General features: G+C 66.7%; 11 protein-coding genes and 1 pseudogene. 11 read left to right on the top strand and 1 reads right to left on the bottom strand.

Annotation, left to right across the window (positions count from 1 at the left end; translation table 11 throughout):
• Positions 1–42 precede the first annotated feature (42 nt).
• From HII28_RS09105 to HII28_RS09060, 10 genes and pseudogenes are all read left to right on the top strand, one after another.
• Complete coding sequence (locus tag HII28_RS09105; protein ID WP_205864611.1) at positions 43–1,746, top strand: ABC transporter substrate-binding protein; 1,704 nt, start codon at positions 43–45, stop codon at positions 1,744–1,746.
• A gap of 77 nt (positions 1,747–1,823) precedes the next feature.
• Complete coding sequence (locus HII28_RS09100) at positions 1,824–2,813, top strand: ABC transporter permease (protein ID WP_170026044.1); 990 nt, start codon at positions 1,824–1,826, stop codon at positions 2,811–2,813.
• Between the two features lie 12 nt (positions 2,814–2,825).
• Complete coding sequence (locus HII28_RS09095) at positions 2,826–3,797, top strand: ABC transporter permease (protein WP_170025113.1); 972 nt, start codon at positions 2,826–2,828, stop codon at positions 3,795–3,797.
• Positions 3,794–4,657, top strand: a pseudogene (locus HII28_RS09090) (ABC transporter ATP-binding protein); the annotation flags it as partial. The gene HII28_RS09095 and the pseudogene HII28_RS09090, both read left to right, overlap by 4 nt.
• 224 nt (positions 4,658–4,881) lie before the next feature.
• Complete coding sequence (locus tag HII28_RS09085; RefSeq protein WP_170025111.1) at positions 4,882–5,691, top strand: ATP-binding cassette domain-containing protein; 810 nt, start codon at positions 4,882–4,884, stop codon at positions 5,689–5,691.
• A gap of 99 nt (positions 5,692–5,790) precedes the next feature.
• On the top strand, positions 5,791–8,286 hold the full coding sequence (locus tag HII28_RS09080; protein ID WP_170025110.1) for a glycoside hydrolase family 2 protein: 2,496 nt from the start codon (positions 5,791–5,793) through the stop codon (positions 8,284–8,286).
• The gene (locus HII28_RS09075) at positions 8,283–9,212 is read left to right on the top strand and encodes a substrate-binding domain-containing protein (RefSeq protein ID WP_170025109.1); all 930 of its coding nucleotides are present in this window, start codon (positions 8,283–8,285) and stop codon (positions 9,210–9,212) included. The genes HII28_RS09080 and HII28_RS09075 overlap by 4 nt, the downstream gene beginning before the upstream one ends.
• Before the next feature lie 6 nt (positions 9,213–9,218).
• Positions 9,219–9,392, top strand: coding sequence for a hypothetical protein (locus HII28_RS09070; protein ID WP_170025108.1), 174 nt, complete (start codon positions 9,219–9,221; stop codon positions 9,390–9,392).
• Positions 9,393–9,639: 247 nt separating this feature from the next.
• The gene (gene cls, locus HII28_RS09065; RefSeq protein WP_170025107.1) at positions 9,640–11,103 is read left to right on the top strand and encodes a cardiolipin synthase; all 1,464 of its coding nucleotides are present in this window, start codon (positions 9,640–9,642) and stop codon (positions 11,101–11,103) included.
• A 118-nt stretch (positions 11,104–11,221) separates the two neighbouring features.
• On the top strand, positions 11,222–12,385 hold the full coding sequence (locus HII28_RS09060) for a hypothetical protein (RefSeq protein ID WP_170025106.1): 1,164 nt from the start codon (positions 11,222–11,224) through the stop codon (positions 12,383–12,385).
• Between the two features lie 9 nt (positions 12,386–12,394).
• Here the strand turns inward: HII28_RS09060 and HII28_RS09055 are convergent, their stop codons facing one another.
• A complete protein-coding gene (locus tag HII28_RS09055) occupies positions 12,395–13,369 on the bottom strand; it encodes a pirin family protein (protein WP_170025105.1) in 975 nt (324 codons plus the stop codon).
• 316 nt (positions 13,370–13,685) lie between these two features.
• Here HII28_RS09055 and HII28_RS09050 point away from each other — a divergent pair, with 316 nt between their 5' ends.
• The gene (locus tag HII28_RS09050; RefSeq protein ID WP_170025104.1) at positions 13,686–14,114 is read left to right on the top strand and encodes a hypothetical protein; all 429 of its coding nucleotides are present in this window, start codon (positions 13,686–13,688) and stop codon (positions 14,112–14,114) included.
• Positions 14,115–14,250 lie beyond the last annotated feature (136 nt).

The raw sequence follows: 14,250 nt of genomic DNA, 5'->3' as shown, positions 1-14,250 counted from the left end.
GTCACCTTGCACCGCACTCCTCCGGTCAACGAAAGGACAAGGATGTCTCCACGCAGCACAGGGCTCCGTCTCGGCGTCGCGATGGTCGCGGTCGCGGCAGCGGCCACGCTCGCTCTCTCGGGCTGTTCATCGAGCGGCACCAAGAGCGCCTCCGGCACCAGCTCGGTCACGCTCTTCAGCGGGCAGGTCGGAAACTTCACGGAGAACTTCAACCCGCTCAACAACACGGGCGCGTACCTGCAGCCCACCAACGGCGTGCTCTATGAGCCGCTCTTCTACTACAACAAGGCTCGCGCTGAGAAGCCGGTATCCCTGCTGGGCACCTCGTACAGCTGGAACTCCGACGGCACAGAGCTCACCGTGAAGGTGCGTCAGGGCGTCAAGTTCTCCGACGGCTCCCCCGAGAGCGCCGACGATGTCGTGTACTCGCTGAACCTCGTTTCGAACAACCCCGCGCTGAACACCTCCGGCACCAAGTGGGTCGCGAAGAAGACCGCAGACGACACCGTCGTGCTCACCTTCCCGTCGACCTCGTTCACGCTCGAGCCGCAGATCCTCGGCAACGAGCCGATCGTCCCGCAGAAGATCTGGTCCAAGATCTCCGACCCGACGAAGGTCACCAACACGACGCCCGTCGGCACCGGTCCGTACGTGCTCAAGAGCTTCACGCCGCAGAGCTTCGTGCTCGAGAAGAACCCGAACTACTGGGGTACCGGCGACAACGCGCCCAAGGTGGACCAGGTCCGCTACATCTCACTCGCCAACGCGGATGCCGCCACCTCGGCACTCGAAGCAGGCCAGACCGACTACATGGGTTCGTTCCTGCCGACGCTGAAGAACATCATGTCGAAGCACAAGAACCTCAGTTACTCCAACTCGCCGCAGGCGACGACGGCGCTCTTCACGTGCTCCAACGCGGACCTCGGATGCACCGGCCCGCAGACGGACGTCGCCGTCCGCCAGGCCATGTACTACGCCATGGACCGCAAGCAGCTCGACACCCAGGCCGCAGCGGGATTCAGCGCTCCGGCATCGTCGTCGCTCCTGCTCAACACGGTCAACAAGTCCCAGATCACCAACCCGGACTACCTCGAGGTGCCGCAGACGGCCAACACGGCCAAGGCGAAGAGCCTCCTCGAGGCCGACGGCTGGAAGCTGAACTCGAACGGCTACTACGCGAAGGACGGCCAGGAGCTCGACCTGTCGATCAACGTGGTCTCCGGCTGGACTGACTACGACACGATCTGCCAGCTTCTGCAGGGCCAGTTCAAGAACGCGGGCATCAAGCTGACCGTTCAGCAGATGGCGCAGAACGCGTGGAGCCAGTCCGAGTCGACCGGCAAGTTCCAGATGTCGATGAACTCCATCAACATGGGCGTCTCCTCCGACCCGTACTACCAGTACAGCGCGTACCTCGCGTCGTCGGCGACGGCCAAGGTCGGCGACCCTGCGCCCTCCACCAACACGTCGCGTTACTCCAACTCGTCGGTGGATGCCGCCATCAAGCAGCTCGCCACCACGAACGACAACTCGGTGAAGCAGGCCGCGTACAAGACGATCCAGGACCAGATCGTCAAGGACATGCCGTACGTGCCCGTCTACGTGAACTCCGCGCTCGCCGAGTACAACAACTCGCGCGCCACCGGATGGCCGAGCCAGGACAACCAGTACGCGTTCCCGCTTCCGTGGGGCGGCAACTGGGGTGTCGGAATCGTGCTGAAGACGATCCGTCCGGTCACGAAGTAGCCATCACGCGATAGGGCCGGAGCCGGGCGGATGCCCTCGCGCATCCGTCCGGCTCCAGCACGTGAGAAAGCAGAATGATGCGGTTCTACCTGCAGAAAATCGCGTTCTATCTCGTTGCCCTCTGGGCCGCGGTGACGCTCAACTTCTTGATCCCGCGGTTGATGCCCGGCAACCCCGTCGACATCATGATCGCCAAAATGGGCGCGGCGGGACAGCCGATCACGCCGGGCACGAGGCACGCTCTCGAGGTCGAACTCGGCGGCTCGAGCGGCAGCCTCCTCCAGCAGTACGGCGACTACCTCGTCAACCTGCTGCACGGAAACCTCGGCATCTCGCTGACCAACTATCCCGAGCAGGTCACGACGGTGATCGGCCAGGCGCTGCCCTGGACCATCGCCCTCATCGGCATCGCGACGATCATCTCCTTCGTTCTCGGCGTCGGCCTCGGCATGCTCGCCGGATGGAAGCGCGGGTCCTGGCTCGACAACCTCATCCCGGTGACGACCATGTTCCAGGCCGTCCCGTACTTCTGGCTGGCCCTGATCCTGGTGCTCGTGTTCACGCGGGTCATACCGCTGTTCCCGTTCGCCGGCGGGTACGACGTCACCACCACCACCCCCGGCTTCACGCTCGACTTCATCGGCAGCGCCATCTATTACGGGTTCCTCCCGGCACTGACCATCGTGATCTCCTCGATCGGCGGCTGGATGCTCGGCATGCGCAACATGATGGTCTCAACGCTCTCCGAGGACTACATCGTCACGGCAGAGGCGAAGGGTCTCAATCCCAGGCGCGTGCGCATGACCTACGCCGCGCGCAACGCCGTCCTCCCGTCGCTGTCGGGTTTCGCGATCTCACTCGGATTCGTCGTGTCGGGATCCATCGTCACGGAGCAGGTCTTCAGCTATCCAGGCATCGGACAGCTGCTCTTCACCGCCGTCTCGAACGACGACTACGCGCTCATGCAGGGCGTCTTCCTCGTCATCTCACTCTCGGTGCTCGCCGCGAACCTCGTGGTCGACGTGCTGTACGGACTCATCGACCCGCGCACGCGGGCGCGATCTTAGGAGCGCTGACCAATGGCATCCACCCTCGCGGTCAACGAGACCGTCATCACTGCTGCCCAGCCGCGCAAGCGCAGCTTCTCGCGCCTGCTCCCGTCGCGTTCGCCGAAGCTCGTCGTCGGGCTCGTCATCGCGGGCGTCATCATCCTCTGGGGCATCATCGGCCCGCTGCTCGTCGGCGATCCGAACCAGATCAGCACGGACGCCTTCGCCCCGCCCAGTCCTGAGCACTGGCTCGGGACGACGCAGACCGGCCAGGACGTCTGGACGCAGATGGCCTACGGCGTACGCGGTTCGCTCATCATCGGGTTCGTCGTCGGCATCCTCGCCACGATCTTCTCCGCCCTCTTCGGCGTACTGGGCGCCTACATCGGCGGGATCGTCGACGAGGGATTCGCCCTCTTCACCAACGTCGCCCTGGTGATCCCCGGCATCCCGCTCGTCATCGTGATCGGAAACTACGTGCCGCCGAGCCAGCGCGGACTGTTCCTGGTCGCCGTCGTCCTTGCCATCACGAGCTGGGCCGGATCCGCTCGCGTGCTGCGCGCCGTGACGCTCTCTCTGCGCAACAGGGACTACGTGTCAGCATCCCGGGTGTCAGGGGAGAAGACGTGGCGCATCCTCGTCGTGGAGATCCTGCCCAACCTCATCCCCGTCATGGCGTCGCAGTTCGTGTTCGCGATCATCTTCGCGATCCTCGGCGAAGCCGGCCTGTCGTTCCTCGGACTGGGCGCGAGCAACACCTTCACGCTGGGCACGATCCTGTTCCAGGCCTACAACGACCTCGCACTCACTCAGGGCGCGTGGTGGTGGTTCATCCCGCCGGGGCTCGTCATCGCCCTCTTCGGCGCGGCGCTCTCGCTGATCAACTTCTCTATCGACGAGATCATCAACCCCAAGCTCCGCAACCAGACCCGCGCGGCCCGCAAGGCGTGGGGTCTCAGCGCGGCCCAGATCAAGCGCCTCGAGAAGGAGGACATCAAATGAGCCAGGCAACGACCATTCGTCCGGCCAGGAGAACGAGCGATCCGGTACTCACGATCGACGACTTCAGCGTCGACTACCTGGGCTCGCGCACGACCCACGCCGTGAAGAACGTGTCCCTCACTCTCGCTCGCGGCGAGGTGCTCGGCCTGGCCGGCGAATCCGGATGCGGCAAGTCGACGCTCGCATACGGGGTCACCCGCCTGCTCAAGCCGCCTGCGCTCATCACCTCCGGATCGGCCACGTTCCACTCGCGTGAGGGCTATTCGATCGACGTCGCCGAGCTGGAAGGATCCGACCTGCGGGCGTTCCGCTGGGACAAGATCTCGATGGTGTTCCAGGGGGCGATGAACTCGCTCAACCCCGTCCTCCGCATTCAGGATCAGCTCACCGACATCTTCGCCACGCACCGGCCGGAGATGAAGAAGGCCGAGCGCGTGAGGGCGGCAGGCGACCTGCTCGAACGGGTGGGGGTCGACCGGAGCAGGCTGCGGTCGTACGCACACGAACTGTCCGGCGGCATGCGGCAGCGCGTCATGATCGCGATGGCGATGGCGCTCGACCCGCAGGTGATGATCATGGACGAGCCGACGACAGCCCTCGATGTCGTCGTGCAGCGCGAGATCCTCAACGAGATCACCCGGTTGCGCTCCGAGCTCGGATTCGCGGTCATCTTCATCACGCACGATCTGCCGCTGCTTCTGGAGATCAGCGACCGCATCGCGGTCATGAAGGCGGGAGAGATCGTCGAGCTGAACGACGCGTACGATCTGTACACGAACCCGCAGCATCCGTACACGAAGCAGCTGCTCGCCTCGTTCCCGAGCCTCACAGGCGAACGCGGCGACTTCATCCGCACCGGCGTGCACGACGAGCGGCTCGGCGCGGGCGGCACTGCGCAGACGGATGCTCCGACCATCCACTCGCAGACATCCGCGGGCCTGCACGAAGGCGTCCTCTTCGACGCTCCGGCCACGGGATTGCCGGAGACGGATTCAGCCGCAGCGGAGATCGATGTCGAGCCAGGGTCGGACTCCGAGTTCGGATCCGGTTTCGAGACCAGTGCCGACACCGAAGGAGACGTGCGATGACGACACTCGAGTTCCGCAACGTGACGAAGCGCTATCGCGTGCGCGGCGCGGGGAAGTCGAACGAGCTGCTCGCCGTCGACGACGTGAGCTTCGTGCTCGAGTCGGGCAAGACCGTCGCGCTCGTGGGCCAGTCCGGTAGCGGCAAGTCGACGATCGCGAAGCTGATGCTGCAGCTCGAGAGCCCGAGCTCGGGCGAGATCCTGCTCGACGGCAAGCCGATCGCCAGGAGGGGCCGAGGGCTGCGGGACTACCGGCATCAGGTGCAGATGGTGTTCCAGGATCCGTTCGCCTCGCTCAACCCGTACCACTCGATCGCCCACCACCTTGCGCGGCCGCTCAAGCTGCACGGCCGAGGCCGCACGCGCGCGGAGATCGACTCGGCGGTGTCTCGACTGCTGGAGCGTGTGCGGCTCTCGCCGCCGGAGGAATACGCGGGGAAGCATCCCCACGAGCTCTCAGGCGGTCAGCGTCAGCGCGTGGCCATAGCGCGGGCGCTCGCTCCGGAGCCGACCATGCTGATCGCCGACGAGCCGGTGTCCATGCTCGACGTCTCGATCCGCCTCGGTGTGCTCAACCTCCTCGCCGGACTCCAGCGCGAGGAGAACCTCGGCGTCTTGTACATCACGCACGACCTGGCCACGGCTCGACACTTCTCCGATGAGATCCTGGTGATGTACCGAGGGCGAATCGTCGAGCGGGGGCCGGCGGACGACGTCATCCTCAACCCGCAGCACGAATACACGAAGCTGCTCGCCTCCGCAGCGCCCAACCCGGAGATCCGGCTGAAGCAGCTCTCCGGGGCCTGATCCGCTGCCATCCGACCCTCGGATGCGACCGCTCCACCGATGCCGGACGGTCGCATCCGAGCGCTCACGCCTGCCATCGAGAAACACAGAAAGAAATCCATGTCCTTCCTTTCCCGCTCCTTCACCTCGCTCCACGACGGATGGACGGTCACGGCGTTGGCCGGCCCCACCCCGGACGGCCTCGACCTCCGCGCCGTTCCCGCTGTGGTGCCCGGTTGCGTGCACACCGACCTCCTCCGTGCCGGTCTGATCGATGAGCCGTTCGACGGCGACAACGAATCGCTGCAGCAGTGGATCGGAAGCACGACATGGCGGTACTCGACGACCTTCGACTGGACGGATGACGGCAACGTCCGTCACGACCTGGTCGCCCTCGGACTCGACACCGTCGCCACCATCGAGCTCAACGGCACGGTCATCGGTAGCACTCAGAACCAGCATCGCTCCTACCGGTTCGACCTGCGAGGCGTCGTGCGTGAGGGCGCGAACGAACTCGCCGTCACGTTCGAAGCGCCCGTCGTCGAGGCGGAGCGCCGGGATGCCGAGCACGGCGCCTGGCCGCACGTGAACCACCATCCGTTCAACCAGCTGCGGAAGTCGGCGTCCAACTTCGGCTGGGACTGGGGCATCGACGTCGCCACAAGCGGCATCTGGCAGCCCATCGGCATCGAATCGTGGAGCGGCGCGCGGATCTCCGCCGTCCGCCCGCTCGTCGACGTCGACGGCACTGATGGCGTTGCAACGGTGCACGTCGCCGTCGAGCGAGACGGATCGCAGGATGCGGCGCGCTCCGGCGCGCTGACGCTCGCCGTCCGGGCCGGCGACGAGGCGGCAGAAGCGCGCATTGCGGCCGACGAGACCGAGGCATCCATCGTGGTTCGCGTACCCGATGCCCGCCTGTGGTGGCCGATCGGACACGGCGACCAGCCGCTGTACCCGGTGACGGTCGCCATCGACGGCACCCCTGCCGAGTGGCGCGGACGCATCGGCTTCCGCACGATCGAGGTCGACACCGGTGCCGACGCATCCGGTAACCGCTTCGTGGTGCGGGTGAACGGCGAGGACGTGCTGATCCGCGGGGTCAACTGGATTCCCGACCACGCCTTCATCACCGAGATGACACGCGACCGCTACGTGAGCCGGTTCGCGGATGCCGTCGAGGCGAACGTCAACCTCCTGCGGGTGTGGGGCGGCGGAATCTACGAGTCCGAGGACTTCTACGAGCTGGCCGACGAGCTCGGGGTGCTGGTCTGGCAGGACTTCCTGTTCGCCTGCGCCGCCTATTCCGAAGACGACTGGCTCGCCGTGGAGGTCGAGGCGGAGGCGCGCGAGCAGATCACGCGACTGTCGCAGCACGCGTCGCTGGCGATCTGGAACGGCAACAACGAGAACATCTGGGGCTATGTCGAGTGGGGCTGGCGCCGTACCCTCGGCGAACGGGCGTGGGGAGACGGGTACTACCGTCATCTCCTTCCCGGCCTGGTCGCCGAGCTCGACCCGACTCGGTCGTACTCGCCGGCGAGCCCGTTCTCGTTCGTCGACTACGCGCATCCGAATGATGAGCGCAACGGCACCATGCACATCTGGGATGTCTGGAACGAGCGGGACTACTCGGCGTACCGAGACTATGCACCGAGGTTCGTCAGCGAGTTCGGGTTCCAGGGACCGCCGGCCTGGACCACCCTGACGGATGTCGTCCACGACGCACCCCTCGACCCGTACGGCGAGCAGATGCTCGTGCACCAGAAGGCGGAGGCGGGCAACCTCAAGCTCGAGCGCGGCATGGCCGGGCACCTGCCCGTGCCTGCGACGATCGAGGACTGGCACTGGGCGACCCAGCTCAACCAGGCACAGGCGATCCGCTTCGGCGTCGAGCATTTCCGATCCCTCACCCCGCACAACACGGGCACCGTCCTGTGGCAGCTGAACGACGACTGGCCAGTCGTCTCATGGGCTGCAGTCGACTTCAACGGGCATCGCAAGCCGCTGTGGTTCGCCATGCGCGACGCCTACGCTCCCCGGCTCGCCACCATCCAGCCCCGGAACGGTGGGCTCGCACTCGTGCTGGTGAACGACACGGCGGATGCCGTCGCGACGACCGCGCGCGTCTCCCGCCTGGCCTTCGACGGCACGGTCCTGGTGGAACAGGACATCGACGTGCGCGTCGATGCCCGCGGCGCAGCCACGTTCGAGCTTGCTGCCGACCTCGCCGGATTCGGTGATCCCGCGAGGGAACTGATCGCGGCGATCGTCGACGGATTCCCCCGCGCGATTTGGAACGGAGCAGAGGTGGTCGACCAGAAGCTGGATCCGGCCGCACTCGAAGCATCCGCGACCCGCACGGAGGGCGGCTACCGTGTCGTGGTGACGGCGCACTCCTACCTGCGGGAGGTCTTCCTGGCCGTCGACCGCGTCGATTGCGATGCATCGGTCGACGCCGGCCTCGTCACGTTGCTCCCAGGCGAATCCGTCACCCTTGATGTGGCGAGCAGTTCGGATGTCGACCCTGCGGCGTTCACGGACGCCCTCGTGCTCCGCTCGGCGAACGACCTGCTCAGCACCAAGACGGAGAGTCCGGGGATACTTGAACAATGAGCGAATCTCAGCGGCGCCATCGTGCCATCGGCATGGCGTTCCTGCGCTCCTCCGAGGGGGTCGACCCGTTCTACAGTGAGGTCATCGCGGGCATGGAAGACGTGCTGCATCCGCAAGGGGTGCAGGTCCTCATGCAGACGGTGCCGACGATCGATGACGCCTTGGCCGCCTATCGTCGGTGGGCCGAGCTGGAGTCCGTCGCGGGCGTCGTGATCAGCGACATCACCGTTGACGACCCTCGCGCGGCCCTGCTCACCGAACTCGGCCTGCCGCACGTGACCCTTGGTGAACCTGTCGACGCCGCAGGCGGAGCCGTCGTGCGCGTCGACAACTACACGACGACGGTGCGCGCCGTCGAAGAGCTCGCCGCACTCGGCCATCGACGGATCGGGCGCGTGTCCGGCCCCCAGCACCTGCTGCACACGCAGACGCGCACCGTGGCGTTCGACGACGCGATCGCCGCGGTCGGCGGAACGGGAAGCACAGCGATCGGCGACTACACGGCGGCGTCCGGGGCGGCGGGCGTCATCGAACTCCTCGAACTCCCCGAGCCGCCGACTGCCGTCATCTTCGACAACGACGTGATGGCCGTCGCCGGTCTCGATGCCGTCAAGGCGCGGGGACTGACGGTGCCCGACGACCTCTCGATCCTCGCCTGGGACGACTCGACGCTCTGCAGGCTCGCGACCCCGCTTCTGTCCGTCATGAGTCACGACGTGCGCGAACTCGGAAGCCTTGCCGCTGCCGCTCTGGTCTCCGTGATCGAGCGCGGAGAGCCGGAGGACGTCACGGCGCCCCTGTCGGTCTTCGTCGCTCGCGGCTCGACGGCAGCGCCGCGCGGGTCGAACCGCGATGCGGTCGATCCGACACCGGGAGCGGCCCGTCTGACGCGGACAGAAGCGCGACAGCGCGAGCGTATCCTTTAACCCATCATGAACGGCGTATTGGCAGGCATCATCTGGGCTCTGGCGCCGACCGTGCTGGTCGGGCTGGTGTTCTGGATCGTGATGAGAGCGGTGGTCCGTGCCGACCGCAGCGAGCGCAAGGCGTACGCCAAGGTCGAGGCTCAGGAGCGGGCTCGCCGGGGTCTCCCGCACAAGTCCTGACCGGCATCTGCGGGCTCCGAAGCCCTCGTCGCGGCGGCCTCATCGCGGGCGAGTCCCGGGTGTTCGACATCACCCGTTCTCGGTGGGGCGGATACCGTAGCCCTGGTGTTAGCGTCGGCTCCAGTTCCGCCGTGGCCCGTCGCATCAGTGTCGGCACCGGAGCCTGCACGAACGCAGACGTGACCGGCCGGGATCCGTTCCAGGAGCGGGGTCACGAACGGGCTCCATCGCTGCACGAGGGGACGGGATGGACAGCGGCACACTGACGACGATCATCATCGTCGCGCTTCTGGTCATCGACTTCGTGCTGCGCATCGTGGCCATCATCGTCATCCCGCGCAACCGGCGGCCCACCTCCGCCACCGCCTGGCTGCTCGCGATCTACTTCATCCCCTACGTCGGATGGCTGTTCTTCCTGCTCATCGGCAGCTTCAAGCTCCCCAAGGTGCGCCGCGAGCGGCAGCAGCAGATCAACGACTTCATCCTCGAGTCCACCGACGGCATCGAACAGGTGCGCCGCGATCATCCGTGGCCGCCGTGGCTCGAATCCGTGGTCACGCTGAACCGCAACCTGGGTGCGATGCCGTTGGTGGGCGGCAACTCGGCGTCGCTCAACGGCGACTACGACGGGTCGCTGGATGCCATGACTCGCGAGATCCACTCCGCCACCCGCTACGTGCACGTCGAGTTCTACATCCTGTCGTGGGACAAGACCACTGGCCCGTTCTTCGACGCGCTCGAGGCTGCCGTGGCACGCGGCGTGAAGGTGCACGTGCTTCTCGACCACATCGCTTCGCTACGAACGAAGAACTACAAGCGCACGATCAAGCGGCTGACCACGATGGGTGCTTCGTGGCAGCTGATGCTTCCCGTGCAGCCGTTCAAGGGCAAGTACCAGCGACCGGATCTGCGCAACCACCGCAAACTGCTCGTGGTGGACGGGGACGTCGGCTTCATGGGCTCGCAGAACGTGATCGACCGCAGCTACGACAAGAGGTCGAACCTCAAGCGCGGGCTCAAGTGGAAAGAACTGGTCACCCGGCTCGAAGGACCGATCGTGCAGGGTCTCGACGCCATCTTCATCACGGATTGGTACTCGGAGACCGGCGAACTGCTCGCCCGCGAGCGGGAGTCCGTCGACGTCGTTCGCAGTGACGACGCGATCGACTGCCAGCTGGTGCCGAGCGGACCGGGATTCATCGGTCAGAACAACCTCAAGCTGTTCCTCGCACTCCTCTACTACGCGACGGATCGCATCATCATCACCTCTCCCTATTTCGTGCCGGACGAGGCCATGCTCGCGGCCCTCACCACTGCCGTGCAGCGCGGGGTCCGCGTCGAGCTCTTCGTGTCCGAGATCGGCGACCAGGGCCTCGTCTACCACGCCCAGCGCTCGTACTACGAGCAGCTTCTGCGAGCGGGCATCGTCATCTGGATGTACAAGGCGCCCTTCATCCTGCACGCGAAGCACTTCACGATCGACGACGAGGTGGCCGTCATCGGATCAAGCAACATGGACATGCGTTCGTTCCAGCTCAACGCCGAGATCTCGCTGATGGTGCGCGGAACGGCGTTCGTGTCGGCCATGCGCGATGTCGAAGAGGGCTACCGCCAGGCGAGCCGTCAGCTCACGCTCGACCAGTGGCTGAAGCAGGGGCTGTGGCCGACAGTGCTCGACAACCTGGCCAGGCTGACGTCCGCCCTGCAGTGACCCAGCATCTCGTCGGCCGGCCGCCGCGTCCGCCCGAACGGAAAAGTCTGTGGAGAGCGGCCCATGGCCGCCCGGCCTCCGATACGCTGGCCGCGCGATCACGAGGAGGCCACACCCGATGAGCCACGAGAATCCCCAAGCCCAGCCGCAGCAGCCAAAGCCGCAGTACCAGCAGCAGGCGTCCGTCGGTCAGTACGCAGCGCCCCAGCAGCCCGGGGCGACGCCGCAACCCGTAGCACCGCAGCCCCAGCATCCTGCACCGGCGGCTCAGCCCGGGGTTGCTCCGGCCTATCCCGGGCCGCAGCACGCGGGGCGGCGAACGAGTGTGCTCGGCGCATGGGGCGCTCGCATCGTGCTCATCGTCGTCGCAGCGTGCGCACTCGTGTCGGTGGTGTTCATCCTGTTCGGCACCGGCGGCGACACCCTCGGCCGTGTCATCACGACGGATGTCGCACTCATCCTGTTCGCGCTCCTGGTGTGGCTCGACACGGTGATCGGCGCGTATCGCCCCGAGTGGTTCGAGTTCGCCTCTCTCGCCACCGATGCCTACATCCTGCTGCTCTGGATCGTCATCGTCTGGACCGCGACCGGCAGCTCGACCGACTACTCGTACTACAACAGCGGTGCAGCCCTCGCTTTGGGCATCTGGCTCGGCCTCCTCTCGCTGCTGTTCGTCCGAGGGATGCTCGCGCTCGTCGACCTCGTCCGGTTCCTCTACTCCCGCTGGGTCACCACGGTGACGCGCTCGCTCGCGTGGGTCGCGGCCTGCTCCTTCGGCGTCATCGCCGTTCTGGTGACCATTCCGGCACCCACCCCGTTCAACCACCTCTGGGACTACGACGCCTACGGACGCATCGTCGCATCCATCGCCGTGATCGGCGGTGTCGCTCTGGTGCTGATCCCGCTGTGGGGCCTCCTCATCAACCGGAACAACGGCGCGCGGCGAGCACCCGCACCCTACGGCTTCGCAGCTGGCGCACCCGTCCCTGGTGGGCCCGGCTACCCGGCCGCCGGCTACCCGGCAGCGGCACAGGGGTTCGCCGTGCCGACGACCCCTGCGGCCGCCGCGCAGGCTCAGCCCGTGTTCGCACCCACCCCGTCCGCGGCCGGCGCGCACCAGCCGCTCGCGTGGCCGCGCCTGGCCGACGGACGCCCGGTTCCGGTCGGACCAGGCGGAACGCCGGACTTCGCCGCGGTCGGCGGCGCATCGCTGGCATGGCCGACGCACGTCGACGGATCCCCGGTGCCGGCAGCAGCGGACGGCACGCCGCTCTACCGCTGACGGCCGCGCCTACTCGCGCGGCTTGAGCCGTACCGTCGGCATCTCCGGCGCCGGAAGCGGCCGCCCGGGGTAGTCAGCGACGGTGCCGAATCGGCCGGTCGCGTCCGATCCGTCGATCACGTCGTGCTGCCACTGCTCGCGTGAGGCGACGACCTCGTCGTGCGTGCGGCCGATGAAGTTCCACCACATCACGATCTGCTCGCCGAGAGGCTCCCCGCCGAGCAGCAGGATGCGCGCGCCGCCCACCGACGACAGCCGCAGCCGGGTGCGTCCGGGCGGCACATACGCGAGGTGGCGGTGCGGTACCTCGACGCCCGCCACGCTCACGTCGCCGAGGTCGAGCAGGATTCCGTGCTCGAACTCGGACCGCACGTCGAGAACGACGGAGGCGCCGGCATCCAGGTCGAGTTGAGCGCCGACGAGCGGTGAGAACACCGTTGCGTCTGCGGATGCCCCGGCCAGCTCGCCGATGAACACCCGCACGACTGCGCCGTCGATGCGGATCGGATCAGGCACGGTGTTCTCGAAGAACGGATCCTGATCACGGGATGCGTCCGGCAGCGCGAGCCACAACTGGGCGCCGTGCAGCACCGTCGTCTCGGGCGTCGAGTCCTCGGAGTGGCTGATCCCGTGTCCTGCGGTCATCAGGTTCAGCTCGCCGGGCCGCACCATCGCGTGGGATCCGACGCTGTCCCTGTGCTCGATCTCGCCCTGGAACAGCCAGCTCACGGTCTGCAACCCGGTGTGCGGATGCGGCGGCACGCGCATCCCGCCGGTCACCGACACGTCGTCGGGACCGTAGTGGTCGAGGAAGCACCACCCGCCGATGGTGGACTTCGCGCGTTGCGGGAGCGTGCGGTGAACGGGCATCGCGCGGGGGCCGCCGAGCGGAACGTCACGCGGCTCGATGAGGAAGATGCCTTCCGCGTCGAGGGTGTCGCACTCGGCCACGAGTTCGGCCGGATGCCGCTCCAGGTTGCTCATGCGAGGAGCCTACGACCTCCCCGACGGTGCCCGTTCCTCCCCTCGAAAGTGCCCGTTTCGCCGCCCGACAGTGCCCGTTTCTCCGCCCGAGGGTGCCTGTTTCTCTCCCCGAGAGTGCCTGTTTCTCTCCCTGAGGGTGCCCGTTTCTCCGACGGTGCCGGCTTTCCTTCTGAGGGTGCCCGTTCATCCCTTCGAGGGGGTGCCCGACTCGGCCCTTGGAGAACGATCCCTGTACCGTGCGGATGCGAACGATCGTCACGCAATCGCTGCCCGTTCGATCCCGTCCCTCGCTCCTTGCTGGCCCTACGATTGAGGCATGCCGCGCCGCTTCGCTCGTCTTGCCGTTGCATCCGTCGTCGCGGGTCTCACCGTGATCGCCCTTGCCGGATGCACGCAGAACTCCACGAAGCCGATCACGAACTACAAGGGCGAGCCGAAGGGCGTCGAGGCGCCGGCGAGCAGCGCGGGCGGGGCGCCGTTCTCGGTCTGGCTCAAGAACGGCGACCAGTTCACTGTCACGCTGTATGGCAGCTCGACGTGCCCGCCGGTCGCGACGAAGTTCGCTCTGACCGGGCACAACAAGATGGAGCTCACCATCTCGACCGGCGGAAAGACCGCCTGCACCATGGACTACGTGCCGCACACCACGGTGTTCGCGACTCCGAACACCATCGACCGCAGCTCCGACGTCTCCATCACGGGCCAGGGCCTCACCTGGAAGCTCGCGCCTCTCGGCTCGAAGTAGTCGGCGGTACCGACATCCGTCCGGGAGCGCCCGGAGTATGCGCGCATGGTCGCGCGCCAGGGGCCCTTAACGCCGACGGCGAACAGCGGCCCGGGCAGCCTTGCCGCTGGCTACCCTCGAAGTATCGGAGCCGACG

This window comes from Planctomonas sp. JC2975, from assembly GCF_012985205.1.
In the GTDB taxonomy this organism is placed as follows: Bacteria; Actinomycetota; Actinomycetes; order Actinomycetales; family Microbacteriaceae; genus Humibacter.
Note: the sequence above shows the minus strand (reverse complement) of the source record. Positions and strands in the feature narration are given on the sequence as shown.

Excerpts from the sequence above, each read along its gene's own strand:
- HII28_RS09105 (WP_205864611.1), top strand. The coding sequence starts at position 43 with ATGTCTCCACGCAGCACAGGGCTCCGTCTCGGCGTCGCGATGGTCGCG.
- HII28_RS09100 (WP_170026044.1), top strand. The coding sequence starts at position 1,824 with ATGCGGTTCTACCTGCAGAAAATCGCGTTCTATCTCGTTGCCCTCTGG.
- HII28_RS09095 (WP_170025113.1), top strand. The coding sequence starts at position 2,826 with ATGGCATCCACCCTCGCGGTCAACGAGACCGTCATCACTGCTGCCCAG.
- HII28_RS09085 (WP_170025111.1), top strand. The coding sequence starts at position 4,882 with ATGACGACACTCGAGTTCCGCAACGTGACGAAGCGCTATCGCGTGCGC.
- HII28_RS09080 (WP_170025110.1), top strand. The coding sequence starts at position 5,791 with ATGTCCTTCCTTTCCCGCTCCTTCACCTCGCTCCACGACGGATGGACG.
- HII28_RS09075 (WP_170025109.1), top strand. The coding sequence starts at position 8,283 with ATGAGCGAATCTCAGCGGCGCCATCGTGCCATCGGCATGGCGTTCCTG.
- HII28_RS09070 (WP_170025108.1), top strand. The coding sequence starts at position 9,219 with ATGAACGGCGTATTGGCAGGCATCATCTGGGCTCTGGCGCCGACCGTG.
- cls (WP_170025107.1), top strand. The coding sequence starts at position 9,640 with ATGGACAGCGGCACACTGACGACGATCATCATCGTCGCGCTTCTGGTC.
- HII28_RS09060 (WP_170025106.1), top strand. The coding sequence starts at position 11,222 with ATGAGCCACGAGAATCCCCAAGCCCAGCCGCAGCAGCCAAAGCCGCAG.
- HII28_RS09055 (WP_170025105.1), bottom strand. The coding sequence starts at position 13,369 with ATGAGCAACCTGGAGCGGCATCCGGCCGAACTCGTGGCCGAGTGCGAC.
- HII28_RS09050 (WP_170025104.1), top strand. The coding sequence starts at position 13,686 with ATGCCGCGCCGCTTCGCTCGTCTTGCCGTTGCATCCGTCGTCGCGGGT.